The sequence below is a fragment of the Halomonas sp. G15 genome, from assembly GCF_021282295.1.
In the GTDB taxonomy this organism is placed as follows: Bacteria; Pseudomonadota; Gammaproteobacteria; order Pseudomonadales; family Halomonadaceae; genus Halomonas; species Halomonas alimentaria.
The window spans coordinates 48,854-73,035 of the sequence record NZ_JAJSPA010000013.1 but is presented as its reverse complement, the minus strand read 5'-3'; the positions used below and the strand labels follow the sequence as shown (position 1 = coordinate 73,035).

Below are 24,182 nucleotides of genomic sequence, written 5' to 3'. Positions count from 1 at the left end.
GCTCCGGTCGCTCGCTTTCTGATGCCGTGGTGGTCTCGCAGGAGCGTCAGCTCAGTGCGGTCAGCTTCGGCAGCCCCTTCAGCAGCGTCGGCCACCACTTGTCGGCGGCGGCACCCAGGTGAACGGTGATTCGCCGAGCGTGCAGCCTCAGCGTGGCGGCGACCTTCAGCACCTGCTCGCGCATCCGGCTAAGGCTCCAGCCTTGCCGGGTCTGCCGCTCCAGCAGGCAGCGTAGGCCATGCAGGACCTGATAGGCGTAGAGGCTGAGCAGCAGGCTCACCTCGTTGCGTGCCATCACGTCCTGAACGGTGGAGGCGCCGCGATCGGTCGACGAGAGGTGCACGTCGAGCGCCGACTTCACCTCGCCCACGTGCGCCTCGGCGCTGCCGCGCTTGCGGTAGAGCGCCAAGACCTTCTCCGGCGGCCAGTCGAACTTGCCGAGGTTGGTGACCAGGAAGAAGGCATGCAGCAGCAGGTCATCGGGGCGTTCCTGCACCACCAGCACGACGCGACGCGGTGCCGACCAAGAGCCCGCTTGATACTCCAGATCGTGGCACCACTCGCGAGGCTGCTCGGGTGGCCGGCCGGGTGGCCGCTTCAGAAGTGGCGCCGCCAACTTCTGCAGGCCAGTGTGACTGCGCAGCCGGCCCAGGTACTCGATGCCGCGATCTTCCAGCGCCGCCAGCGTGTCGTTGTCGGTAAAACCGGCGTCGATGCGCACGCGAACCTGAGCCCCGGTGCTCTCGTTGAGTCGCCGCACCAGATGCGGGATCCAGGTGTCGGCGTTCTCGGCCGGGCCTGCATTGCCCTCCCGCAGCAGGCCGCCAACCATGTCGCCGGTCTCGGCCAGCGAGGCGACCAGCGGCGAGTAGATGCGGGCACCGTAAAGCCCGTGAAACGCCGAGCCGCCCTGGTGGCCATGGACCTCGATCGGCAGGCCGTCGATGTCCAGCGTCAGCTGCTTGGGACGCTCACCGTTCTGCAGCGAGGTCAGGCGCCAAACCACCAACCGTAGAAGGCCTTCATGCACGGCATCGATGTTGTCGTTACGACCGAGGCAGCTCAGCAGCCGCGACAACGTGGCTTGAGACGGCCGGTCCTGGGCCAGGGGCGTCATACCGCGTGCATCGCTGCAGGCCAACTGCCAGAGCGGGTCACGGCGCAGCGTGTCGGTATCGCTAAGATCGATCCAGCCCATCGCCCGTTGCAGCACCAGGGTGCGCAGCTGACTGGCCAGCGAGTGGCGGATGCGTAGCGGGTTGCGGAAGTCGACCAGATTGTCTTCCAGCGCCTCAATAACGCCGCTGTTGTCGAGGGCTTCACGCAGCAGCAGAGCACCGCTGTCGCTGGTGGTGCGCTGGCCGCTCAACTCGACACGCACAGCGCCGTTGCACGAGGGCGTCCAGGTGGATAGGCTTTCACCCATAGCGGATGGCTCTCTTGGTTCAGGTTCTTGGCGGAACACACTGAATTTTCAAGAGAATACCATCCGCTATCTTCGTTTTCAGACCGGCCTCATGAATAAGCTGGGCTAATGGCTGCTGTCGACCCAAAGCGGCCATGCTGGCAAAGGCAGCCAGCGTGTCTATCCGTGTTATGCAGCCGGCTCTATGATTGGTGCTATACTGCCTATCTATACTTAATGTTTCGGTTTTTCATAAGGTTAGGGGGGCGTGCGGAGTGCGGTATAACATTTTAAAAGAGCATACGCGTTCAAGTAGATATGCTAGCGTTCGGTCTACGAAATAAAACAATGAACGAAAATGATTTCAAAGAGCTTTTACCCAATCCTCAAAAAGGGTTGTATAGCTCAGAGCATGTGGATTCGGGCATTCCCGTTCCGAAAACGCAGCGTGTTCAGCTATTTAGCGCGGACGAATGGGAAGAGTTTACCGAGGAATGGGCTTCATCTCTTCGAAGTTCCTATCATTGCGTCAAGCGCTTTGCCGGAGCAGGCGACAAAGGACTAGACGTCGTAGGTTTTATCGCTTCTAACCAGTTTAGTGATGGCTGGGACAACTACCAGTGTAAGTTTTATGATAAGCCTTTAACGCCTTCCAATGTCTGGGTCGAGTTGGGGAAGGTTATTTACTTTACGAAATGCGGTGAATACATACCGCCACGAAAGTATTACTTTGTTGCCCCGAAGCAAATCGGAACAAAACTAGGTAAACTACTTGCCAATGCTGATAAATTAAAAGAAGAACTAAAAGATAACTGGGAGAAATATTGTGAAGATTGCATTACAGCTACAGCCCAGATAAAGCTTGAAGGGGGCCTCCTTGCCCATTTGGAGAGCTTTGATTTTACAATATTCGATTCTGTGTCACTTGTTCGAATGATTGAACAGCATGCTACCACGCCTTTTCATGCCGTAAGGTTTGGTGGAGGGCTTGGTCCCCGTCCCGAACCTGTAATACCGCCAGAAGATACGGTATCTATGGATCATCGCTACGTAAGACAGCTACTGAGCGTATATGCACAGTCTATTACCGATGACCAGCAACCGCCCGATCTTTCTCTACTAGATAAGGATGACAGGATACGGAACCATTTTCGTAGACAGCGTGAGCGCTTTTATCATGCGGAGTCCTTGCGAAACTTCTCCCGGGACACAGTTCCGTCAGGTGTCTTCGAAGCTCTTCAAGATGATATTTTTGATGGGGTGGTGGATGTGTGTGAGTCCGAGCATGCCTGTGGCATGGATCGTTTAAATGCAACAATGAGCCAGGCAGCTAATGTTACCGTTTATGCAAGCCCGCTTACTAGTGTCACCCGCACACGGGACAAACAAGGAATGTGTCACCAACTTGTGAATGACCGCCGGTTGAATTGGAGTGAGCAAGATGAGTGAAGAACGTCAGCCAAATGTCACGGTATTTAACAGCGCTCTTGAGACAGGTGTTCGCTCACTAGTCATCCTTGCAGCTAATTTTCCCGCTGCTTTGGATTTGCAGCGCCTTGTAGATTTTGACTATCTGGTAGTCCATTCAGGCGATGTTAATGGCCCGGAAAGCCTTCACCCACCTCTTCCTATGAGAGAAGGCGAACTGCTAGTTAGACGTAAAATTATTGGGTCGGGAATTTCATTGATGATGAGTCGTGGGCTTGTTAACCGAATAGCAGGCGCAGAAGGGATTGTTTATCAGGCAACTGATTATGCCAAGCCATTCGTTGATTCAATGGCTACGCCGTATATGCGCTCATTAATAGATAGAGCAAATTGGGTTGGTGAGACTTTCGGGAATATGGATACTAACGAGCTTCATAATTTGATCAGCAGTTTTTTTGACAAATGGGCTACCCAGTTTCATCCATCACAAGGCTTCGGTGGCGGTTAATCAGATGAATGAGATGATTCAAATAAGAAATATAAGTTTTTTGGGTACTAGAGTTCCCCCCGCTTCGATTGGCTTCGACCAAAGCTTAAGCGTTGTATGTGGCGCATCGGATACCGGAAAATCCTTCCTTGTCGAGGCCATTGACTTCCTTCTTGGAGGAAAGGAACTGCGAAGAATTCCAGAGCTGGACGGATACGACAAAGCCCGCATTGCTATCGAATCCTCGGAGAAAGGGCTCTGGACATTTGAACGCAGTATAGAGGGTGGTAACTACCGGATATATCAAGGGAATATTGAAGCTGCGACAGACGTCAAGGAAAGCGGCACGATTAAGATGAAACACGCAGCACGCCTAGAGGATAATATTTCAGGTTGGCTCCTTGGCGCTATAGATTTGCTAAGCAAATATGTGCGAAAAAATGCGAGTGGAGATTGCCGGTCTTTAAGTTTCCGTGATATCGCTCGACTCATCATTGTTAATGAGCAGGAAATAATCCGGACGGATTCTCCGTTCCTAACTGGCCAATATGTTTCTAAAACCGCCGAAAAATCTACCTTAAAGCTCATGCTTACTGGCGTGGATGATAGCGCGATAGTGCCAGCAGATACTCGTAAGCAATCGGAGGCAAATGATCAAGCAAAAGCTGAACTTATCGAGCAATGGATTGCTGATGTAGAGGACGAGATTACCGAACATGGTTTTGGGCGTGAGGAGCTGGAAGAACAACTCGAAAAGCTTGATAAATCTATTTCATCCATTAGAGAACAACTTCTGTTGGCTCAGTCTCAGCTCAATGAGATGACCACCGAAAGACGAAAAATTGTGAAAACCCGCGAGGCGATTAAGGACAGGAAAGACGACATAGCCGACATGTTGGAACGATTCAATTTGTTAAAGATTCAATATGTAACAGATTTACAAAGACTAATGGCCATCGAAGAATCTGGCTCACTTTTCGTGCATCATGAGCGGGCGCCTTGCCCGCTTTGTGGCGCTTCACCTGAAGCTCAACATAGTACCGAAGAATGTGATGGCGATGTTGAGTCAATTGTCTTTGCAGCAGCAGCAGAGATGGAAAAAATTAAGAAACTGGCAAGTGATCTTGATTCTACAATTACTGCGTTGCATGACGAGTCCGCATTTCTATCCGATGATTTGATTGAGATTGAAAAACAATTTAACTGTGTTGATAGTGAAATTAAAAGCGCCATCGCTCCTGAGTTGTCTGATATGCAGTCTACCTACTCCGAGTTTGTTGATACACGCAGCAGGGTTATTTCGCACCTTTCGGTCTTTGCCAGATTGGACAAGCTACTAGCACAAAGAGAAGAATTATTCGGAGATGCAGAAGAGGCGGAAGCTAGTGATCAAAAGATTGCTACGAAGCTACCGACTCAGATTCTACATGATTTTTCTAAAACGGTAGAACGAATACTTGAGGCGTGGGACTTTCCCGATACAGGCAGCGTTCATTTTGATGAAGTAACCATGGACTTTGTCATTAACGGTAAGCTTCGTGGCAACAGGGGCAAGGGGCTCAGAGCGATAACGCATGCTGCCGCCACTTTAGGATTGCTCGAATTTTGTAAAGAACGCTCACTCCCACACCCGGGGTTTGTTGTGCTTGATTCACCATTGCTCGCCTATTACAAGCCAGAGGGTGAAGGCGATAGCCTGCAGGGCACGAGTCTTAAACAAAAATTTTATAAATATCTGATCGAAGAACATTCCGACAGCCAAGTAATAGTTGTCGAAAATGAGCATCCACCAGAATCCTTTGAAGGCCAACTCGGACTGACGGTTTTCACAAAGAACCCTCAACATGGCCGTTTCGGACTCTTCCCTCCGAGGGAGAATCAGTAGGATAAGAAGAAAAGGGGCAATTGTTGGTAGTCAATGTTGGAGTATATCCAAGTGTGGAGTGCGTATAACAAGAGCATGTTGTCGGACTGGTTTTCCGCTGCGCTCCAAACCAGCCGCAAATGCGAGCGTTACATGTACACATTCTGAACGACCGCTTCTGGCCGAAAGCTGACCTGCCCACCTGTGTTTGGGTGGGCAGATGATAGCTCTTTAATCTTCTGTTCGTACTAGCCAGCTTTCTACGGTATCGGCACCGTACTCTTCTTTCCAGGCCTTCAGCGTCTTCTGGTTACCGCCCCGAGTCTCGACAACCTCACCCGTGTTAGGGTTCTTGTAGATCTTGAGCTTTCGCTTGGCACGACCTGTGCTCTTGGTGCTGCTTGAGGTTTTGTTGGTGGTGGGCCTCGGGTCGAGCAGATGGATGACATCGGCTGCCGACTTATCGAACTCACGCATCAGAGTTTCGAGGTGGTTCTTGAAGTCCAGCTCGGCCTTGAGACGCTCGTCATTTTTCAGCTTGTCCAACTCCTCCTGAAGCTGCTTCAGCTGCTGCTCTTTTTCCATGTACGTATTGAGTAGGGACATTGCGGCTCCTGACGTTGCTATGAGTGGCGCGTGTAATATGGGACAGTCGTCAGAAATATTCAATTGATTATCTCGCCTAACAATCCATAAATATAATTAATTTTTTGAGCACATGGCGAGCGTGCCATTCTGTGCTGACCAGAGGTGCCATTAGTTCATGTCTTGGTAATACTGGTCCCATGGCCAGAATTGGGAATGTCGAGGGAGGAGGCATGACATTACTGGTATTCGTAGCCGGTCTGCTGCTGCTGATCCTCGGTGCAGAGGGGCTGGTGAGGGGCGCTTCGCGGCTAGCCACCCGCGTCGGCATGTCGCCACTGATCATCGGCCTGACGGTGGTGGCCTTCGGCACCAGCTCGCCGGAGCTGGCCGTGAGCCTCAAGGCGGCCCTCGATGACCAGGCGGGCATCGCCATGGGCAACGTGGTTGGCAGCAACATCTTCAACGTGCTATTCATCCTGGGCGTCTCGGCGCTGATCGTCCCGCTGGCGGTGGCGCAGCAGCTGATCCGTTTCGACATCCCGTTGATGGTGGGGCTGTCCCTGGCCGTGCTACTGCTGGCCATGAACGGTAGCGTCGGGCGCCTCGACGGTGGGCTGCTGGTCGCTGGCCTGGGCGCCTACCTGGTGTTCCTGTTTCTCCAGAACGCCAAGGCGCCCTCGGCGGAGGCGACGCCGGACGGCGAATCCGCCCCCGCCTCCCTGGGCATCAACCTGCTCTACGTGGGGGGAGGCCTGGCCATGCTGGTGCTGGGCTCGCGCTGGCTGGTGGACGGAGCGGTGAGCTTCGCCCAGTCGCTGGGCATCAGTGAGCAGGTGATCGGCCTGACCATCATCGCCGCCGGCACCTCGCTGCCCGAGGTGGTCACCTCGATCATCGCCGCGCTGCGCGGTGAGCGCGACATCGCCGTGGGCAACGTGGTGGGCAGCAACGTCTTCAATATCCTCGGCGTGCTGGGCCTCACGGGGCTGCTGGCCCCCTCGGGCATCGCTGTCTCCGACGCCATGCTGGGTTTCGATATCCCAGTGATGATCGTGGTCGCCCTGGCCTGCCTGCCGATCTGCTTCACCGGCGGGATGATCGACCGCTGGGAGGGCGGCGTGCTGCTGGCCTACTATGTGGCCTATAACCTCTACCTGATCCTGGCCGCCACCCGGCACGACACTCTGACGCTCTTCAGCGCCACCCTGCTCTATTTCGCCCTGCCCCTGACGGCGCTGACGCTGGTCGTGCTGGGGGTGCAGGATCATCGGAGAAGAAGGCACTCATGATCTGTGACCAAAGCTGTGACCCGCCAGGGCCAACAGTCAATCAGTATCAAGACATATATGCCCCGTCCCGTGAAAGATGGTCACAGCGTGGTCACAGGATGGTCACAGACACAAAAAAGGACCTACGGCATCACCGTAAGTCCTTGAATTCGTGGCGCGCCCGGCAGGATTCGAACCTGCGACCCTCGGCTTCGGAGGCCGATACTCTATCCAACTGAGCTACGGGCGCATCACCCGGCATGGCGCCGAGCGGACGACATCCTAACTGCCAGGCCTGCCACTGTCCAGCGTGGGGCACAGTGAAGGCCCCCGCCTCATCCCAACGGCGGGGGCCACGCCATTTTCCTGGCGACAGGGTTGCCGGTATACTGTCCGCAACGACTGCAAGATGGCATCTCCCTCGGCTGCGTTGCCGACACCGTTTCCGCCGGGCGCTGCCGCGAACAACTTCCTAAAGGACCGTGAAGAGGTGGTGAGAGTGAAATCCAGCAAGCTGATCATGGGGTGTCTGGCCACCCTGGGCCTGACCGCCAGCGCCGGTATCGCCCTGGCGCAGGACGACGCCGAGCGCGAAGCCATCGCCGAGCGCCTTAAGCCGGTAGGCGAGCTCTGCGTGCAGGGCGAGGATTGCGGCACCATGGCCGCCGCCAGCGGTGGTAGCAGCAGTGCCTCCAGCGGTGGCGATATCGACGGCGAGGGCATCTATAACAATGTCTGCATGGCCTGTCACGAGACAGGTGCCGCCGGCGCACCGATCCGCGGTGACGAGGCCGCCTGGGCAGATCGCGTGGAGCAAGGCTTCGCCACCCTGCTGGATCACTCCATCAATGGCTTCAACGCCATGCCGGCGCGTGGCGGCAACCCCAACCTCTCCGATGCCGAGATGGAGGCCGCTACCGCCTACATGGTCGAGCCGGTGATGGAGGTTCCCGAACTGGGCGGTGGTGACGAGGCCGCGGCTGACGCCTCACCCGAGGAGGCGGCCGCTTCCGACGAAACCGCTGCAGAAGAGAGCGCCTCGGCAGCCGCAGAGCAGAGCGCCCCCGCGAGCCAGGAAGCAGCGGCAGAAGAGGCCGCGGGCGGCGATGCGCCGGCCCACGCCGGCATCGACGGCGAGGCGATCTACAATCAGATCTGCATGGCCTGCCACATGACGGGCGCCGCCGGTGCACCGATTCGCGGCGAAGCCGACCAGTGGAGCGCGCGCCTGGAGCAAGGCATCGAGACCCTCTATGACCACTCCATCAACGGCTTCAACGCCATGCCCGCCAAGGGCGGCAACCCCAACCTCTCCGATGACGAGGTGAAGGCCGCCACCGACTACCTGGTCGAGCCGGTGCAGTAAGCAACCGACACGGGGAAGCCAGCGGGGCGCCTTCGGGCGCCCCGCTTGCATTGGCAGGAAGGATTTGGAATGACGCCTGGCACACACCACGGCTCGACCCGATAAGGCGTCTGCTGCCTGATTCAGCCGGAAGCCCTCGGCTGATAAAGAGCCTTCAGCCCAACAGAGAGCCCTCAGCCCAACAGAGAGCCTTCAGCCCAACAGAGAACGCAACCCGGCAATGGCATCCTGGCCGCGGGCCTGCTTCTTCTCCGGGTCCTCGCGGTCCGGACGCCCCTCCCACTCCAGGTCCGCCTCGGGCAGCTCGTCCAGGAAGCGGCTCGGCGCACAGTCCATCAGCTCGCCATAGGTCTTGCGCTGGCGGGCCAGGGTCAGGGTCAGGGTGCGCCGCGCCCGGGTGATGCCCACGTAGGCCAGGCGGCGCTCCTCCTCCACCGTGCCCGCCTCCACGGCGTTGCGATGGGGCAGCAGCTCCTCCTCCAGCCCCATCAGGTAGACATGCGGGAACTCGAGCCCCTTGGAGGCGTGCATGGTCAGTAGCTGGACACGGTCGGAGTCGTCCTCCTCGGCCTGCTGCTCGAGGATATCGCGCAGCACCAGTCGCGAGATGGCCGCCTCCACGCTGTCGGTCTCGGTCTCCTCGGAGGCCGTGCTCTCGTCCGGCCCCTCATCCTCGGGTGAGGCCTGCATCGATTTCTCCAGCTGATCGATCAGGATCCAGACGTTGGCCATGCGCCGCTCGGCGATGGTCGGGGCGCTGGCGTTCTGGTAGAGCCACGCCTCGTAGTCCATCTCGCGCAGCATGTCGCGGATGGCGGCGATGGCATCGCCACCATCCATGCGCCGGCGCACCCCGTCGATGAAGTGGGTGAACCTGCCCAGCCGCTCGACCGCCCGGACCGGCAGCTGCTCGGCCAAGCCCAGCTCATGGCAGGCGGCAAACAGCGAGATCGAACGCCCGGTGGCCTGGTCGTTGGCATAGTTGGCCAACTTCTCCAGGGTGCTGGGACCGATCTCGCGACGCGGCACGTTGACGATGCGCAGGAAGGCGTTGTCGTCGGCCGGGTTGATCAGCAGCCGCAGGTAGGCCATGGCGTCCTTGATCTCGTTGCGCGAGAAGAAGGAGGTGCCGCCGGAGAGCTTGTAGGGGATCTGGTAGTGCTGCAGCTTGAGCTCCAGCAGCCGGGCCTGGAAGTTGCCGCGGTAGAGCACCGCGAAGTCACGCCACTCGGCACGCTCCTTGATGCGCCGGGTGAGGATCTCGCTGGCCACGCGGTCCGCCTCGGCCTCCTCGTGGCGGTTGACCACCACGCGGATCGGCGCCCCGTCGCCCATGTCCGACCACAGGGTCTTCTCGTAGACGTGGGGGTTGTTACTGATCAGGGTATTGGCCGCGCGCAGGATGGTGCCGGTGGAGCGGTAGTTCTGCTCCAGCTTGATGACGTCCAGGCGCGGGAAGTCCTCGCCCAGGGTCACCAGGTTCTCGGGGCGCGCCCCACGCCAGGCATAGATCGACTGGTCGTCGTCGCCCACCACGGTGAAGGTCTTGCGCTCCCCCATCAGCAGCTTGACCAGCTGGTACTGGCTGACGTTGGTGTCCTGATACTCGTCCACCAGCATGTAGTGGATGCGCTTGCGCCAGCGCGCCAGGGCCTCGGGATCGTCGCGCAGCAGCACCACCGGCAGCAGGATCAGGTCGTCGAAATCCACCGCGTTGTAGGCCTTCAGGTGACGGTTGTAGGCCTCATAGACCCGGGCGGCGAACAGCTCGTCCTCGTCGGCGGCATGGGACATCGCCTGGCCCGGCAGCACCAGGTCGTTCTTCCACTCGGAGATGCGGTGCTGCACGGCGTTGATCTGGTCGGCGTCGACCTGGGCATCCTTGTGCATCAGGTCGCGCAGCAGCGCCTTGGCGTCCTCGGGGTCGAACAGCGAGAAGCCGGGGCGATAGCCCAGCGCCTTGAGCTCGCGGCGGATGATATTGAGCCCCAGGGTGTGGAAGGTGGAGACGGTCAGCCCGTGCCCCTCCTTGCCCTTGAGCATGCTGCCCACGCGCTCCTTCATCTCTCGGGCGGCCTTGTTGGTGAAGGTCACCGCGGCGATGCGCCGGGCACTCATGCCACATACCTGCACCAGGTAGGCGATCTTGGTGGTGATCACGCTGGTCTTGCCCGAACCGGCCCCGGCCAGCACCAGGCAGGGGCCGTCGATGTAACGCACGGCCTCCTGCTGGCGGGGGTTGAGGCCGGCGAGACGCTGCTGGATGGTCCTGGGAGGAGGGGTTGGAAGGGTCATCGGGGGGGCCTCGCGGCATCCACCACGGCGGCGCCGGCGAAGTCCAGCTGCCGCCAGGCCTCATAGACCAGCACCGCACAGGCGTTGGAGAGATTCAGGCTGCGACTCTCCTCGCGCATGGGAATGCGCAGTCGCTGCGCCTCGGGCAGGGCCTCGAGCAGCGCCTGGGGCAGGCCGCGGGTCTCGGGGCCGAACACCAGGGCGTCGCCGGCCCGGTAGCTAGGCTCATGATAGCCGGTGCGCCCGCGGGTCGATACCGCGAAGACGCGCCGGGGCCTGGCCGCCTCGAGGTAGGCCGGCCAGTCGCGGTGCACGCGCAGCGCCGCCCACTCGTGATAGTCGAGGCCGGCGCGGCGCAGCCGCCTGTCGTCGAGCTCGAAGCCCAGTGGTTCGATCAGGTGCAGGCGAAATCCGGTGTTGGCGCACAGCCGGATCAGGTTGCCGGTATTGGGCGGTATCTCGGGCTGGTAGAGGACGACATCTAGCATGGCTTATCCGCAGTGGGGCCCGGTGGAACGCAGGCGGGCCCCGTGACGGGGCCCGCGATCATCGGCCTGGGAGCAAACCCGGGAGAACGCTCAGAAGCGCAGGCGAACGCCGACTTGGGCGCCGCGATCCAAAGTGCGACTGCCGCGCTCGTCCTCGAAATCGGCATCCAGCTGGCGCACACCCAGGTAGCCATCGACGTTGGGGGTAAAGGCGTAGCGGGCACGCAGGCCGACCTCATAGCCCTCCTCCAGCTCGCTGGTGGTCACGGCATCGGGGGTATAGAAGCCGTAGCCGCCCAGCGAGACCGCCGGCAGGTTGGGCAGGTAGACGTAGCCGTAGCCACCGAGACCCAGGCCGCCGCCATCGCCGACGTCGGTGTCATACTGGGACCAGCGGGCACCGACGCCCATCTCGCGACGCGAGGTGTGCTGGCTGCCCATCAGCTGGGCGTGATAGACGGTGGCGTCCTCGCGGTAGTCGCTGTCCACCACGCCGCCGCCGAGCTGGATGCCCTCCACCAGCTCGCCGGACGCCTCGAACTGGACGGCATCCGACCCCAGGTTGAGGTCCAGGCTGGCGGCCTGGGCGACGCCAGCGCCGCCCAGCAGCACCAGGCCCGCCAGCAGCATCTGTATCGATCTCATCACGCCCTCCATGTCTTGTACTTTATACACAACATGTACCATTCCTGTACAGTTTAGCGCAAACTGCCATCATGTCGCGGAGGAAACGCCATAGCGGGCGCGATAGTCGCGAATGGCGGCGGCGTGGCCACGCAGCGAATCGCCGGCGTGCTCTTCAAGATAGGCCAGGACCATGTCCAGCGTCACGATGCTCACCACCGGCATGGCGTAGCGCGCCTCGACCTCCTGGATGGCGCTGCGGGCCTGGCCTTCGACCTCGGCGCTGCCGCGCTCCTGACGATCCAGGGCGATCACCACCCCCGCGGCGCGGGCGCCGGCCCCCTCGATCAGCGTCATCACCTCACGGATGGCGGTGCCCGCGGTGATCACGTCATCGATGATCAGGATGTCGCCGGCAAGCTCCGCACCGACGATGGTGCCGCCTTCGCCGTGGGCCTTGGCCTCCTTGCGGTTGAAGGCGTAGGGCAGGTCGCGGCCGTGGTGGTCGGCCAGCGCCACGGCGGTGGTGGTGGCCAGGGGAATGCCCTTGTAGGCCGGCCCGAAGAGCACGTCGAACTGCGGGGCGCGCTCGGCGATGGCCCGGGCATAGAAGCGCCCCAGGCGGGCCAGGGCGCCGCCGGTGCGAAACAGCCCGGCATTGAAGAAGTAGGGGCTGACGCGCCCGGACTTGAGAGTGAACTCGCCGAAACGCAGCACGCCCTGTTCGATGGCAAACTCGATGAACTCACGCTGGTAGGGCTGCATGCGTCGATCCGCCACGGGGCCTCCTATCACGTTTATTGGCCTTGGCCATTTACCCAAACGTCGTAACGTCGGGTATCATACACGCGCGACGGTAAAGGGACCACGTATGAAAATAGCAACCATCAACGTCAACGGCATCCGCGAGGCCGTCGGGCGAGGCTTTCTCGACTGGCTGGCCGGCCAGGACGCCGATGTCGTCTGTGTCCAGAATCTCAAGGCCAAGAGCTTCGAGCTGGACGACAGCATCCTCTATCCAGAGGGCTACGAGGGCTACTTCCTCGACGCCGAGCAGGACGGCTTCTCCGGTGTGGGGCTCTACTGCCGGAAGATTCCCAAGGCGATCATGTACGGGCTGGGCTTCCCCCAGTGCGACCACGAGGCACGCTTCCTGCAGGCCGACTACGACCGTTTCAGCATCGCCAGCTTCCTGATGCCCGACGGTAGCGACCCGGCCGCCAAGCAGTCCTTCATGGCGCAGTATCAGGAGTACCTGAGCAAGATGGCCCGCAAGCGCCGCGAGTACATCATCTGCGGTACCTGGCACATCGCCCACAAGACCATCGACCTGGAGAACTGGGCCGACAACCAGGAGACCCCCGGCTTCACCCCCGAGGAGCGCGCCTGGATGGATCAGGTATTCGGCCCCACCGGCTTCATCGATACTTTCCGCGAGATCAACCGCGACGCCGGTGAGTACACCTGGTGGCCCAAGCTCGACCAGGAGGTGCCGCGCTCCCGCCAGGAGGGCTGGCGCATCGACTACCAGGTGGTGGGACCCAACTTCCGCCGCCATGTAGTGGATGCCTGGATCGACTACGACGCGACCTTCTCGGAGTTCGCGCCGCTGATCGTCGAGTACGACCTGCCGCTCTGAGCCTCCCCCCGTCGCCGTTCCGGGCTACCGGAACGCACCACGCCGGCCACCATGGCCGGCGTGATGCGTTGAGGGAGCCTGCCCGGCGCCCTTCGCTTCCTTCCTAGCGCGGGATGCCCAGCGACTCGCGCTGGTGGTCGAACAGCTGCACGCCGGCATTCTCGGCCAGCTCGAGCATGGCGTTGAGCTCGGCGCGGCTGAAGGTGCCCTTCTCGGCGGTGCCCTGCACCTCGATCAGGCTGCCGTCCTCGGCCATCACCACGTTCATGTCGGTATCGGCACCGCTGTCCTCGGGGTAGTCCAGGTCCACCACCGGCACCCCCTTGAAGAGCCCCACCGACACCGAGCTGACCAGCTGCTTGAAGGGGTCGCCCTTGATCAGCTTGTTGCGCTGCAGGTAGCGGATGGCATCCACCAGCGCCACGCAGCCGCCGGTGATGGAGGCGGTGCGGGTGCCACCGTCGGCCTGGATCACGTCGCAATCCACGGTGATGGTGAACTCGCCCAGCTTCTTGAGATTGACCGTCGCGCGCAGCGAGCGGCCGATCAGGCGCTGGATCTCCAGGGTGCGCCCGCCCTGCTTGCCGCGGGCCGCCTCGCGGCCGCCGCGGGTGTGGGTGGCGCGGGGCAGCATGCCGTACTCGGCGGTGACCCAACCCTGGCCCTTGCCGCGCAGCCAGCGCGGCACGCCGGGCTCGACGCTGGCGTTGCACAGCACCTTGGTATCGCCGAACTCGACCAGCACCGAGCCCTCGGCATGGCGGGTGTAGTCGCGGGTCAGGCGGATCTCGCGGGGCTGCTCGGGCGCGCGCCCGCTGGGGCGACGAAAATCGGTAGACATGGCACCTCGTGATCGGAGTCGGTTGGGGAATCGGCTGGCCGCCATTCTACACGCTTGGCCCGGCCGTGACGGCGAATCGGTTACACTGCGGCCTGTCCACCACCCATGACTCACCTCACCGTCTCACCGACGTCCGCCTTTGCCAGGAGCCTCGCCATGGTGCACAGCATGACCGCCTTCGCCCGCCAGGAGCGCGCCGCGCCCTGGGGCACCCTGCAGCTCGAGTTGCGCTCGGTGAACCAGCGCTACCTGGAGCCCCACTTCCGCCTGCCGGAGAGCCTGCGCGACCTGGAACCGGCCTTTCGTGACGCCCTGCGCGCCCGCCTGGCGCGAGGCAAGGTCGAGATCAGCCTGCGCTTCGACGCCGCCGGCGACGGCGCCGGCCTGGCCGTGAACCCGGCACGGCTCGCCGACCTCTCCCGGGCCCTCGGCGAGGTGCGCCAGGCGGTAACTGACAGCGCCCCGCCCGACGCCCTGGCCCTGCTCGACTACCCCGGCGTGCTGGAGAACCGTGGCCCCGACCCCGAGACGGTCAAGGCCGAGGCCCTGGCGCTGTTCGAGCGCGCCCTGGACGACCTTATCGCCGGCCGCGCCCGGGAGGGCGACAAGCTCGCCGACCTGATCCGTGAGCGGCTCGCCGGCATCGAGGCCCAGGTCGCCGAGGTGCGCCGCCTGATGCCGCAGATCCTGGAGCGCCAGCGTGCCCAGCTTCTCGAGCGCCTGGAGACGGTGATCGCCGAGCTCGACCCCCAGCGCCTGGAGGCCGAGCTCACCCTGCTCGCCCACAAGGCCGACGTCGACGAGGAGCTCGACCGCCTGGCCACCCACGTGGCCGAGGTGGAACGCCAGCTGAAGCAGAAGGGCCCGGTGGGCCGGCGCCTGGACTTCCTGATGCAGGAGCTCAACCGCGAGGCCAACACCCTGTCGTCGAAATCGGTGGTCGCCAGCACCACCCGCTGCGCCGTGGAACTCAAGGTGCTGATCGAGCAGATGCGCGAGCAGGTGCAGAACATCGAATAAACCAGGCAAAGGAAGGTCTTCCAATCCATGAATCATGCCGCTCATAACAAGCTGGTTTCCTTCATCTGGTCGATCGCCGACGACTGCCTGCGCGACGTCTACGTGCGCGGCAAGTACCGTGATGTGATCCTGCCGATGGTGGTACTGCGCCGTCTCGACGCCCTGCTGGAGGCAAGCAAGGCCAACGTACTGAAGGAAGTGACCTTTCAGCGTAAGGAGCTGGAGCTGGCAGAGCCGGACGAGGCGGGGCTACGCGACGCCTCCGGCTATGTGTTCTACAACACCAGCAAGTGGACCCTGAGCCAGCTCTACAAGACGGCCACCAACAACCAGCAGATCCTGCTGGCCAACGTCGAGGACTACCTCGAGGGCTACAGCCCCAACGTGAAGGAGATCATCGACAAGTTCGACCTCCGCCGTCAGATCCGCCACATGGCCAGCAAGGACGTGCTGCTGGATGTGCTGGAGAAATTCACCTCACCCTATATCAACCTGACCCACGAAGACGCCGAGGACCCGGACGGCAACCGCCTGCCGGCACTCTCCAACCTGGGCATGGGCTACGTCTTCGAGGAGCTGATTCGCAAGTTCAACGAGGAGAACAACGAGGAAGCCGGGGAGCACTTCACCCCCCGCGAGGTGATCGAGCTGATGACCCACCTGGTCTTCGATCCCGTCAAAGACTGCCTGCCCCCGGTGATGACCATCTATGACCCGGCCTGCGGCAGTGGCGGCATGCTCACCGAGTCCCAGAACTTCATCAAAGACGAGGAAGGCGCCATCCGCGCCGGTGGCGACGTCTATCTCTACGGCAAGGAGATCAACGACGAGACCTACGCCATCTGCAAGTCCGACATGATGATCAAGGGCAACGACCCGGCCAACATCCGCTCCGGCTCCACCCTCTCCACCGACGAGTTCGCCGGGGACCGCTTCGACTTCATGCTCTCCAACCCGCCCTACGGCAAGAGCTGGGCCAGCGAGCAGAAGTTCATCAAGGATGGCAAGGAGGTCATCGACCCTCGCTTCAAGGTCGAGCTGGGCGACTACTGGGGCAATCGCGAAACCCTCGATGCCACGCCCCGCTCCAGCGACGGCCAGTTGCTGTTCCTGATGGAGATGATCAGCAAGATGAAGGCCGGCGAGGCCGGACTGGGCTCACGCATCGCCTCGGTGCATAACGGCTCCAGCCTGTTCACCGGCGACGCCGGCAGCGGCGAGAGCAACATTCGTCGCTACATCATCGAGAACGACCTGCTGGAGGCGATCATCCAGCTGCCCAACAACCTGTTCTACAACACTGGCATCACCACCTACATCTGGCTGCTCAGCAACCGCAAGGCCGAAGCGCGCCGTGGCAAGGTCCAGCTGATCGACGCCAGCCTGCTCTATCGCAAGCTGCGCCGAAACCTCGGCAACAAGAACTGCGAGTTCTCTCCCGAGCATATCGGGGAGATCACCCGGTGCTATCAGGCGCTGGAAAGCATCGACCGCCCGGCGGGAGGCGACGGCATCGCCGCACAGGTCTTCGACAACCGCGACTTCGGCTACCACAAGGTCACCATCGAACGCCCCGATCGGCGCAAGGCGCAGTTCAGCGCCGAGCGCATCGAGACCCTTCGCTTCGACAAGGCCCTGCGCGAGCCCATGGCATGGGCCTATGCGCAGTGGGGCGACGCGCTCTACGAGCCCGATACCCTCAAGGAGCATGAGAAGGCGATCCTCGCCTGGTGCGAGGAGCAGGAGCTCGGCCTCAACGCCAAGCAGCGCAGGAAGCTGCTGGATGAGGCCACCTGGCAGAAACACCTCACCCTGGTCAGCGCCGCCCAGGAGCTGATGGCGACCATCGGCACCGAGGAGTTCAACGACTACAACCGCTTCAAGTCGCTGGTGGAGCAGGAGTTCAAGGCGCTTAGCAAGCGGAAGGGCATCAAGCTCTCCGCCGGCGACAAGAGCGCCATCCTCAACGCCATGAGCTGGTACAGCGAGGACGCCGAGAAGGTCATCAAGCAGACCGTGAAGCTGACCGGCGAGGTACTCGCCCAGCGCCTCGCGTTCCTGGGCTGCCGGGAGGAGGACCTGCCCGACTTCGGCTATACCCCCACCGGCAAGCCAGGTGAATATGTCATCTATGAGGCGAGCGCGGAGCTACGCGACAGCGAGAGCATCCCCCTCGACCAGAGTATCCATGGCTTCTTCCTGGACGAGGTCAGGCCCCACGTGCCGGAAGGCTGGATCAATATGGCATCGGTGAAGATCGGCTACGAGATCAGCTTCAACAAGTACTTCTACAAGCACCAGCCGCTGCGCAGCATGGAAGAGGTCGCCCGCGATATCGTGGCGCTGGAGCAGCAGGCGGAAGGGCTGATTGCCGATATTCTGGGCATTGAAGTCAAGGAAGTTTCGGGGATAGACAATGCATAAGAACTCCTTGTCTGTAGATGAAAATTATGATTACGAGGACTCCGGCGTAGAGTGGCTTGGAAAAATCCCAGCTCACTGGAAACTGTATCGCTTCAAATATATTGCCTCTATTATGACGGGAGACAAAGATACTGCCCACAGGAATTATGCTGGCGCTTACCCGTTCTTCATACGCTCTCCAAAAATTCAAAAAATCGACACCTACTCTTACGATGGAGAAGCTATTCTTACGGCTGGCGATGGGGATATCGGGAAAATCTTCCATTACATAAATGGTAAGTTTGATTACCACCAGAGGGTTTATAAATTTTCCGAATTTAAAAAGGTTTATGGAAAATACCTATACTACTATCTAAAAAACAGCTTAGCAGAAGAGGTTGTAAAACTTTCCGCAAAAACAACCGTAGACTCTTTACGACTCCCCTTCCTGCAAAACTTCCCAGTCGCGGCGCCACCACTTAGAGAACAAAATAATATATATAAATTTCTCGATAAAAATATCGCTCTTATAGACCAGTCAATAAAAATTAAGCAGCACCAGATCGATCTTCTCAAGGAACGCAAGCAGATCCTGATCCAGAATGCCGTTACGCGCGGGCTCAACCCAGATGCGCCCATGCGGGATTCGTGCATTCCCTGGATAGGACAGATACCGGCTCACTGGAAAATCCTGAGATTCAAACACCTATTCTCTCAGAGCAGGATTCCCGTGCGTCTAGCAGACGGCGTCGTGACTTCATACCGTGACGGGCAGGTAACACTTCGATCGAAACGTCGAATTGATGGCTACACAGAAGCTATTCTTGAACAAGGTTATCAAGGCGTACGCAAAGGACAGCTTGTTGTAAATTCCATGGACGCCTTCGAAGGTGCGATTGGCGTCTCGGACTCTGATGGCAAGTGCACCCCAGAATACATTGTCTGCGACCCACGCTCAGAAGAATATGATCCCGGGTACTTTTCCTACCTACTCAGGGAAATGGCCTTGGCAAGGTACATTCAGGTCATTTGTCACGCTGTTCGCCAACGTGCAGTTCGCATTAGATACAACAACCTGGCCAATCTTTCCATGGCAATACCACCTAAATCAGAACAAATTGATATCGTATACCACATAAAATCGGAGTCTCTAAAAGTCGACAAGGCTATTGCACTATTACAGGATCAGATCGAACGCCTCAAGGAGTACCGCGCCACCCTGATCGATAGCGCCGTCACCGGCAAGATCCGGGTGCCCGGCGTGGAGGATCCCGCCCCCGCCCTTTCCATGGATGGACCTAAGGAGAACTCATGGATATAAATAGAATGCGAAGCCAGTTTGACGACCTGAGCCACACCGTTCCTGAAGAAGATATCGAGTTCTGGTTTGCCCGCGACCTGATGAAGCCACTGGGTTATGCGCGATGGGAAAATTTCCAGACTGCTATCCGCCGAGCCATAGAGTCTTGCGAATCAACAGGTTATAGCCCTGAAGACCATTTTCGTGGCGTCACGAAAATGGTCCCTCTGGGCAGTGGCTCTGAGCGACCAGTGGATGACTTCATGCTCACCCGCTACGCCTGCTACCTGATTGCTCAGAACGGCGACCCTCGCAAGGAGCCCATTGCCTTTGCCCAGAGCTATTTCGCCGTTCAGACCCGCAAGCAGGAGCTGATTGAAGACCGCATGCGGCTGATTGCCCGGATGGATGCCCGGGAGCGTCTGCGTGAATCCGAAAAGGGCCTGTCGCAGAACATCTACGAACGAGGCGTGGATGACAAGGGCTTTGGCCGCATCCGCTCCCGGGGAGATGCCGCCTTGTTCGGCGGTAACACCACCCAGCTGATGAAGCAGCGCTACGGCATCACCAAGAGCCGCCCACTCGCCGACTTTCTGCCCACGCTGACCATCGCGGCCAAGAACCTGGCCACCGAAATGACCAATCACAATGTCATGCAGGAAAACCTGCAAGGCGAAAAGTCGATTACCCAGGAGCATGAACAGAACAATGTAAGCGTCCGCGACATGCTGGGTCAGCGTGGTATTCAGCCGGAAAACCTGCCGCCAGAGGAAGACATCAAGAAGTTGGAGCGCCGGGTAAAAAGTGAACAAAAACGGCTTGAAAGACAGTCTGGTAAATTACCCGGCGATGAGGAGTAGTCATTACGCTGTTGCCAGCGGCGTCCGACTCCACGGAACCGCAAGGCCTACCGCTACGTTCACTACTGGGCCTGGGACGTTGCTGCGCTTTCTCTCCATGCCAGAGAGGCTACTAACCCACAGAATTAGACGAATGCAGACGCGAAGCGAGCCGGAAGCTGCGGGAAGCCTTGAAAATAAGCTATATTTTACAAATGGTTATGTGGTCATCAACAAATGTCTAACCGCCACTCGCTAGACATTTCTAGACATTCCCTCGGCCCCGCAAGCTAGAGAATGGCTGCGGCTCGAAGGCAAAGAGGGGCAGGAAAGCTTCAATTGACGACCATTTGATGGGCTACCCTGGCAGAAGCAGCGGATCACAGGAAAGTCTATTAATAACAATGAATTATAAAAAATCCTTCATTTGACGGACTACAAGGAAGTCAAGTCACACGCAGGAGAGGTCATGGTCAGCCAGACGAACGAGCAAGCACTGGAAGCGAGCATCGAGCGCGCCCTGACGGGCAGCTGCCGCGAGGACGGCATCGCACTGGGCGAGAACCAGGCCGAGCGCCCCTTCAGCCCGGCGCATGGCTACCACCCGGGCCGCCCCGATCACTTCAACCCGCACTACGCCGTCGATACCCACCAGCTGTGGCGCTTCCTCGAGGCCACCCAGGCCAGGGAGCTGGATAAGCTCAGGCAGCGCCATCCGGACTGGGAGCGCAAGCTGCTGGAGCGCTACGACCGCCTGGTCGGCAAGCATGGCCTGCTGCACCTGCTCAAGAAGGGGCTGAGCCTCGATGACGCCCACTTCACCCTGATGTATCCCTCACCACTGGCCAGCAGCTCGGCCAGCGTCAAGGAACGCTTCGCGGCCAACCGGTTCAGCTGCACCCGCCAGGTGCGCTATTCGCTGGCCAATAGCCTCGAAGAGATCGACATGGTGCTGTTCATCAACGGCCTGCCCTTCGCCACCCTGGAGCTGAAGAACCCCTGGACCGGGCAGACCGCGCGCTATCACGGCCAGAAACAGTATCGGCAGGACCGCGACCCCAGCCAGCCGCTGCTACAATTCGGGCGCTGCCTGGTGCACATGACCGTGGATACCGACGAGGTCTACATGACCACGCGGCTGTCGGGCTCGAGAACCGACTTCCTCCCTTTCAACAAGGGCAGCGAGAGCCACGGGGCGGGCAATCCGCGCAACCCGCACGGCCATCGCAGCGCCTACCTGTGGCAGGAGGTCTTCACCCGGGAGAGCGTGGCCAACATCATCCAGCACTTCATGCGCCTGGACGGCAGCAGCCGCATGCCGCTGACCAGGCGGACACTGTTCTTCCCCCGCTATCACCAGTTGGATGTCGTGCGCCGCCTGGTGGCCCACGTCAGCGAGCATGGCGTCGGCCAGACCTATCTGGTGCAGCACTCGGCCGGCTCGGGCAAGTCCAACTCCATCACCTGGGCGGCCTACCAGCTGATCGAGACCTACCCAAGCGCCGAGGACGTGCGCGGTGCCCGCGGGCTGGAAACACCACTGTTCGACTCGGTCATCGTGGTCACCGACAGGCGGCTACTCGACAGGCAGCTACGCGACAACATCCGGGAGTTCTCGGAGGTCAAGAACATCGTTGCGCCGGCACAGCGCTCGGCCGACCTGAAGCAGGCCCTGGAGCAGGGCAAGAAGATCATCATCACCACCATCCAGAAGTTTCCCTACATCATCGATGGCATCAGCGACCTGAGCGACAAGCGCTTCGCCGTGATCATCGATGAGGCGCACGGCTCTCAGGATGGCGATGCCCACGGCAAGATGAACCAGGCCATGGGCGGCGACGCGGGGCCCGAGGAGGACGTGCAGGACCAGGTGCTCCAGGCCATGCGTGACCGCCGGATGCGCGGCAACGCCTCCTATTTCGCCTTCACCGCCACCCCCAAGCGCAGCACGCTGGAGAAGTTCGGCCAGGCCACCCCGGAGGGCGAGTTCAAGCCTTTCCACCTCTACTCGATGAAGCAGGCCATCGAGGAGGGCTTCATCCTCGACGTGCTGGCCAACTACACCACTTACCGCAGCTACTACGAGATCCAGAAGTCCATCGACGATAACCCGCTGTTCGATACGGCCAGGGCCCAGAAGAAGCTGCGCGCCTACGTGGAACGGCACCCCCAGACCATCCGCGCCAAGGCGGAGATCATGCTCGACCACTTCATCCAGCAGGTGGTCAATCACAAGAAGCTGAAGGGCCAGGCCAAGGGCATGGTGGTCACCCAGAACATCGAAGCCGCCATCCGCTACCACCAGGCCATCTCGCGCCTGCTGGAAGAGCGTGGCAGCCCCTTCACGGCGCTGGCGGCCTTCTCGGGAACCAAGACGGTGGATGGCATCGAGTACACCGAGGCCGACATCAACGGCTTACCCGAGGCCGAGACGAGGGAGACGTTCGATGGCGACGAGTACCGGCTGCTGGTGGTGGCCAACAAGTACCTGACCGGCTTCGACCAGCCGAAGCTGACGGCCATGTACGTGGACAAGAAGCTCCAGGGCGTACTCGCGGTTCAGACCCTTTCCCGCCTCAACCGCGCGGCAACGAAGCTGGGCAAGAAGACCGAGGATCTCTTCGTCCTGGACTTCTTCAACACCACCGACGACATCAAGAAGGCCTTCGATGATTTCTACACGGCCACCAGCCTGTCGGAGCCGACCGATGTCAACGTGCTGCATGAGCTCAAGGAGGCCCTGGACGAGGTCGGCGTCTATGAGTGGCATGAGGTGGAAAGCTTCATCGGGCACTACTTCGGCAATGCCGATGCCCAGGCGCTGAGCCCGCTGATCGATGCAGCCGCGGACCGCTTCAATGACGAATTGGAGCTAGATGACCCGCACAAGGCGGATTTCAAGATCAAGGCCAAGCAGTTCGTGAAGATCTACAGCCAGATGGCCTCGATCATGCCGTATGAGGTGATCGATTGGGAAAAGCTGTTCTGGTTTCTCAAGTTCCTGATTCCCAAGCTTGTCGTCCGTGACAGGGAGGCCGACGAGATCGATGCGCTGCTGGAGTCGGTCGACCTGTCGTCCTACGGCCTGGAACGGGTCAAGCTTGGCCATCGAATCGGGCTGGACGAGACACCCACGGAGCTCGACCCCACCAACCCGAACCCTCGCGGCGCCCATGACGGTGGCTCCGAAGCCGACCCGCTGGACGAGATCATCCGCACCTTCAACGAGCGCTGGTTCCAGGGCTGGGAAGCCACGCCGGAGGAGCAGCGCGTCAAGTTCCTCAGTATCGCCAGGAGCATCCAGGCTCACCCGGACTTCGAGGAGAAGTACAAGAACAACCAGGACACCCATAACCGCGTGCTGGCCTTCGAGAAGATCTTCGAGGAGGTGATGCTGAAGCGCCGTCGCGCCGATCTGGAACTTTACAAGCTGCTGACCCACGATGAAGCCTTCAAGTCGTCTATGCAGGAAAATCTGAGAAAAGTGCTGGGATAGCCGCGCTACAAGGGATAAAAAGCCCCTGCAGTGCGCCATGAATTCATGCGATACTTCGCGCTTTTCTCACGGCACACGCCGCTTCACCCAGTTACCAATCAGGGATGCCGACCATGCACCAGGGTACCCTCTTCATCGTTTCCGCCCCCTCCGGCGCCGGCAAGACCAGCCTGGTGCGCGAGCTGGTCGAGAGCCTCGACGGCATCCAGGTTTCGGTCTCTCACACCACCCGCGCCCGCCGCGAGGGCGAGGTGGACGGCGTCAACTACCACTTCGTGGATGTGCCCGGCTTCGAAGCGATGATCGAGCGCGGTGAGTTCTTCGAGTACGCCCGGGTCTTCGACAACTACTACGGCACCTCGCGCCCGGCGGTGCAGGCCGCCCTGGCCGCCGGTCAGGACGTGATCCTGGAGATCGACTGGCAGGGCGCCCGCCAGGTTCGCCAGCAGCTGCCCGAGGCGGTGTCGGTGTTCATCCTGCCGCCCTCCCGGGAGGAGCTGGAGCGCCGCCTCTCCGGCCGCGGCACCGACGAACACGCGGTGATCGAGCGGCGCATGCGCGACGCGGTGAGCGAGATGGCCCACCACGACGAGTATGACTACCTGGTGATCAATGACGACTTCACCACCGCCCTGGACGAGTTGCGCGCCCTGGTGGTGTCATGCCGCCTGACCCGCGAGCGCGCCGGCACCAGCCACGCCGCCCTGCTCCAGGCACTGCTCGCCTAGGCATTCTGACTGTTACGGATCGCGAGAGGCGCTGGGGCCTGGCGCCGGAACAGCCTCGAATACATACGCCCGAATAAGCCCCAGCCCCCGCACCGTGGCGCTT

Annotated in this window: 19 protein-coding genes and 1 tRNA gene; 12 read left to right on the top strand and 8 right to left on the bottom strand. The window is 60.3% G+C overall.

The features are described from left to right. Positions 1-46 precede the first annotated feature (46 nt). Positions 47-1,426 (bottom strand): IS1380 family transposase, encoded by a 1,380-nt coding sequence (locus tag LWH48_RS08370; RefSeq protein WP_269816149.1) that lies wholly within the window; start codon positions 1,424-1,426, stop codon positions 47-49. A gap of 327 nt (positions 1,427-1,753) precedes the next feature. Between LWH48_RS08370 and LWH48_RS08365 the strand changes: the two genes are divergently transcribed. Genes LWH48_RS08365 through LWH48_RS08355 form a run of 3 tightly spaced genes read left to right on the top strand, consistent with a single transcriptional unit; the run spans position 1,754 to position 5,205 of the window. Further along, positions 1,754-2,854 (top strand): ABC-three component system protein, encoded by a 1,101-nt coding sequence (locus LWH48_RS08365; RefSeq protein ID WP_232912216.1) that lies wholly within the window; start codon positions 1,754-1,756, stop codon positions 2,852-2,854. Continuing rightward, positions 2,847-3,341 carry an ABC-three component system middle component 2 gene (locus LWH48_RS08360; protein ID WP_232912215.1) on the top strand — a complete coding sequence of 165 codons (495 nt, stop codon included), beginning with the start codon at positions 2,847-2,849 and terminating at the stop codon, positions 3,339-3,341. The genes LWH48_RS08365 and LWH48_RS08360 overlap by 8 nt, the downstream gene beginning before the upstream one ends. 4 nt (positions 3,342-3,345) lie before the next feature. Then, entirely contained in the window at positions 3,346-5,205 is a 1,860-nt protein-coding gene (locus tag LWH48_RS08355; protein ID WP_232912214.1) for an AAA family ATPase, read from the top strand. 210 nt (positions 5,206-5,415) lie between these two features. Here the strand turns inward: LWH48_RS08355 and LWH48_RS08350 are convergent, their stop codons facing one another. Next, on the bottom strand, positions 5,416-5,790 hold the full coding sequence (locus tag LWH48_RS08350) for a histone-like nucleoid-structuring protein, MvaT/MvaU family (protein ID WP_232912213.1): 375 nt from the start codon (positions 5,788-5,790) through the stop codon (positions 5,416-5,418). A 212-nt stretch (positions 5,791-6,002) separates the two neighbouring features. On the opposite strand from LWH48_RS08350, the gene LWH48_RS08345 reads away from it, so the two are divergent. Next, complete coding sequence (locus LWH48_RS08345) at positions 6,003-7,061, top strand: calcium/sodium antiporter (protein WP_232912212.1); 1,059 nt, start codon at positions 6,003-6,005, stop codon at positions 7,059-7,061. 152 nt (positions 7,062-7,213) lie between these two features. Here LWH48_RS08345 and LWH48_RS08340 read toward each other — a convergent pair. Continuing rightward, positions 7,214-7,290 (bottom strand) — tRNA-Arg (locus LWH48_RS08340). Positions 7,291-7,539: 249 nt separating this feature from the next. Between LWH48_RS08340 and LWH48_RS08335 the strand changes: the two genes are divergently transcribed. Continuing rightward, positions 7,540-8,406 (top strand): c-type cytochrome, encoded by an 867-nt coding sequence (locus LWH48_RS08335; RefSeq protein WP_232912211.1) that lies wholly within the window; start codon positions 7,540-7,542, stop codon positions 8,404-8,406. A gap of 192 nt (positions 8,407-8,598) precedes the next feature. Here the strand turns inward: LWH48_RS08335 and rep are convergent, their stop codons facing one another. The 4 genes from rep to pyrE form a co-directional block, all read right to left on the bottom strand. Next, entirely contained in the window at positions 8,599-10,701 is a 2,103-nt protein-coding gene (gene rep / locus LWH48_RS08330) for a DNA helicase Rep (RefSeq protein ID WP_232912210.1), read from the bottom strand. Then, complete coding sequence (gene trmL, locus LWH48_RS08325; protein ID WP_232912209.1) at positions 10,698-11,189, bottom strand: tRNA (uridine(34)/cytosine(34)/5-carboxymethylaminomethyluridine(34)-2'-O)-methyltransferase TrmL; 492 nt, start codon at positions 11,187-11,189, stop codon at positions 10,698-10,700. The genes rep and trmL overlap by 4 nt, the downstream gene beginning before the upstream one ends. 90 nt (positions 11,190-11,279) lie before the next feature. After that, the gene (locus LWH48_RS08320; RefSeq protein WP_232912208.1) at positions 11,280-11,834 is read right to left on the bottom strand and encodes a YfaZ family outer membrane protein; all 555 of its coding nucleotides are present in this window, start codon (positions 11,832-11,834) and stop codon (positions 11,280-11,282) included. Between the two features lie 69 nt (positions 11,835-11,903). Continuing rightward, positions 11,904-12,578 carry an orotate phosphoribosyltransferase gene (pyrE, locus tag LWH48_RS08315; protein ID WP_232912229.1) on the bottom strand — a complete coding sequence of 225 codons (675 nt, stop codon included), beginning with the start codon at positions 12,576-12,578 and terminating at the stop codon, positions 11,904-11,906. 106 nt (positions 12,579-12,684) lie between these two features. Between pyrE and LWH48_RS08310 the strand changes: the two genes are divergently transcribed. Continuing rightward, entirely contained in the window at positions 12,685-13,452 is a 768-nt protein-coding gene (locus tag LWH48_RS08310; protein ID WP_232912207.1) for an exodeoxyribonuclease III, read from the top strand. 103 nt (positions 13,453-13,555) lie between these two features. Here the strand turns inward: LWH48_RS08310 and rph are convergent, their stop codons facing one another. Continuing rightward, on the bottom strand, positions 13,556-14,293 hold the full coding sequence (rph, locus tag LWH48_RS08305; RefSeq protein WP_232912206.1) for a ribonuclease PH: 738 nt from the start codon (positions 14,291-14,293) through the stop codon (positions 13,556-13,558). A gap of 156 nt (positions 14,294-14,449) precedes the next feature. Between rph and LWH48_RS08300 the strand changes: the two genes are divergently transcribed. From LWH48_RS08300 to gmk, 6 genes are all read left to right on the top strand, one after another. Beyond that, complete coding sequence (locus tag LWH48_RS08300) at positions 14,450-15,313, top strand: YicC/YloC family endoribonuclease (RefSeq protein ID WP_232912205.1); 864 nt, start codon at positions 14,450-14,452, stop codon at positions 15,311-15,313. A gap of 27 nt (positions 15,314-15,340) precedes the next feature. Then, a complete protein-coding gene (locus LWH48_RS08295; RefSeq protein WP_232912204.1) occupies positions 15,341-17,737 on the top strand; it encodes a type I restriction-modification system subunit M in 2,397 nt (798 codons plus the stop codon). Continuing rightward, on the top strand, positions 17,730-19,037 hold the full coding sequence (locus tag LWH48_RS08290; RefSeq protein ID WP_232912203.1) for a restriction endonuclease subunit S: 1,308 nt from the start codon (positions 17,730-17,732) through the stop codon (positions 19,035-19,037). The genes LWH48_RS08295 and LWH48_RS08290 overlap by 8 nt, the downstream gene beginning before the upstream one ends. Continuing rightward, positions 19,028-19,876 carry a DNA damage-inducible protein D gene (gene dinD / locus LWH48_RS08285; protein WP_232912202.1) on the top strand — a complete coding sequence of 283 codons (849 nt, stop codon included), beginning with the start codon at positions 19,028-19,030 and terminating at the stop codon, positions 19,874-19,876. Before LWH48_RS08290 ends, dinD begins: the two co-directional genes overlap by 10 nt. A 448-nt stretch (positions 19,877-20,324) precedes the next feature. Then, positions 20,325-23,351: a type I restriction endonuclease subunit R gene (locus LWH48_RS08280; RefSeq protein WP_232912201.1), complete on the top strand. Its 3,027-nt coding sequence runs from the start codon at positions 20,325-20,327 to the stop codon at positions 23,349-23,351. A gap of 113 nt (positions 23,352-23,464) precedes the next feature. Next, positions 23,465-24,079, top strand: a complete 615-nt coding sequence (gene gmk, locus LWH48_RS08275) for a guanylate kinase (protein WP_232912200.1) — start codon at positions 23,465-23,467, stop codon at positions 24,077-24,079. Positions 24,080-24,182: the final 103 nt, after the last annotated feature.

What these genes read in the sequence shown, in the direction of transcription:
- rep (WP_232912210.1), bottom strand. Translation starts at nt 10,701, where the DNA reads ATGACCCTTCCAACCCCTCCTCCCAGGACCATCCAGCAGCGTCTCGCC.
- LWH48_RS08355 (WP_232912214.1), top strand. Translation starts at nt 3,346, where the DNA reads ATGAATGAGATGATTCAAATAAGAAATATAAGTTTTTTGGGTACTAGA.
- LWH48_RS08345 (WP_232912212.1), top strand. Translation starts at nt 6,003, where the DNA reads ATGACATTACTGGTATTCGTAGCCGGTCTGCTGCTGCTGATCCTCGGT.
- pyrE (WP_232912229.1), bottom strand. Translation starts at nt 12,578, where the DNA reads ATGCAGCCCTACCAGCGTGAGTTCATCGAGTTTGCCATCGAACAGGGC.
- LWH48_RS08310 (WP_232912207.1), top strand. Translation starts at nt 12,685, where the DNA reads ATGAAAATAGCAACCATCAACGTCAACGGCATCCGCGAGGCCGTCGGG.
- LWH48_RS08365 (WP_232912216.1), top strand. Translation starts at nt 1,754, where the DNA reads ATGAACGAAAATGATTTCAAAGAGCTTTTACCCAATCCTCAAAAAGGG.
- trmL (WP_232912209.1), bottom strand. Translation starts at nt 11,189, where the DNA reads ATGCTAGATGTCGTCCTCTACCAGCCCGAGATACCGCCCAATACCGGC.
- LWH48_RS08320 (WP_232912208.1), bottom strand. Translation starts at nt 11,834, where the DNA reads ATGAGATCGATACAGATGCTGCTGGCGGGCCTGGTGCTGCTGGGCGGC.
- LWH48_RS08350 (WP_232912213.1), bottom strand. Translation starts at nt 5,790, where the DNA reads ATGTCCCTACTCAATACGTACATGGAAAAAGAGCAGCAGCTGAAGCAG.
- LWH48_RS08280 (WP_232912201.1), top strand. Translation starts at nt 20,325, where the DNA reads ATGGTCAGCCAGACGAACGAGCAAGCACTGGAAGCGAGCATCGAGCGC.
- LWH48_RS08370 (WP_269816149.1), bottom strand. Translation starts at nt 1,426, where the DNA reads ATGGGTGAAAGCCTATCCACCTGGACGCCCTCGTGCAACGGCGCTGTG.
- gmk (WP_232912200.1), top strand. Translation starts at nt 23,465, where the DNA reads ATGCACCAGGGTACCCTCTTCATCGTTTCCGCCCCCTCCGGCGCCGGC.
- LWH48_RS08360 (WP_232912215.1), top strand. Translation starts at nt 2,847, where the DNA reads ATGAGTGAAGAACGTCAGCCAAATGTCACGGTATTTAACAGCGCTCTT.
- LWH48_RS08300 (WP_232912205.1), top strand. Translation starts at nt 14,450, where the DNA reads ATGGTGCACAGCATGACCGCCTTCGCCCGCCAGGAGCGCGCCGCGCCC.
- rph (WP_232912206.1), bottom strand. Translation starts at nt 14,293, where the DNA reads ATGTCTACCGATTTTCGTCGCCCCAGCGGGCGCGCGCCCGAGCAGCCC.
- LWH48_RS08295 (WP_232912204.1), top strand. Translation starts at nt 15,341, where the DNA reads ATGAATCATGCCGCTCATAACAAGCTGGTTTCCTTCATCTGGTCGATC.
- dinD (WP_232912202.1), top strand. Translation starts at nt 19,028, where the DNA reads ATGGATATAAATAGAATGCGAAGCCAGTTTGACGACCTGAGCCACACC.
- LWH48_RS08290 (WP_232912203.1), top strand. Translation starts at nt 17,730, where the DNA reads ATGCATAAGAACTCCTTGTCTGTAGATGAAAATTATGATTACGAGGAC.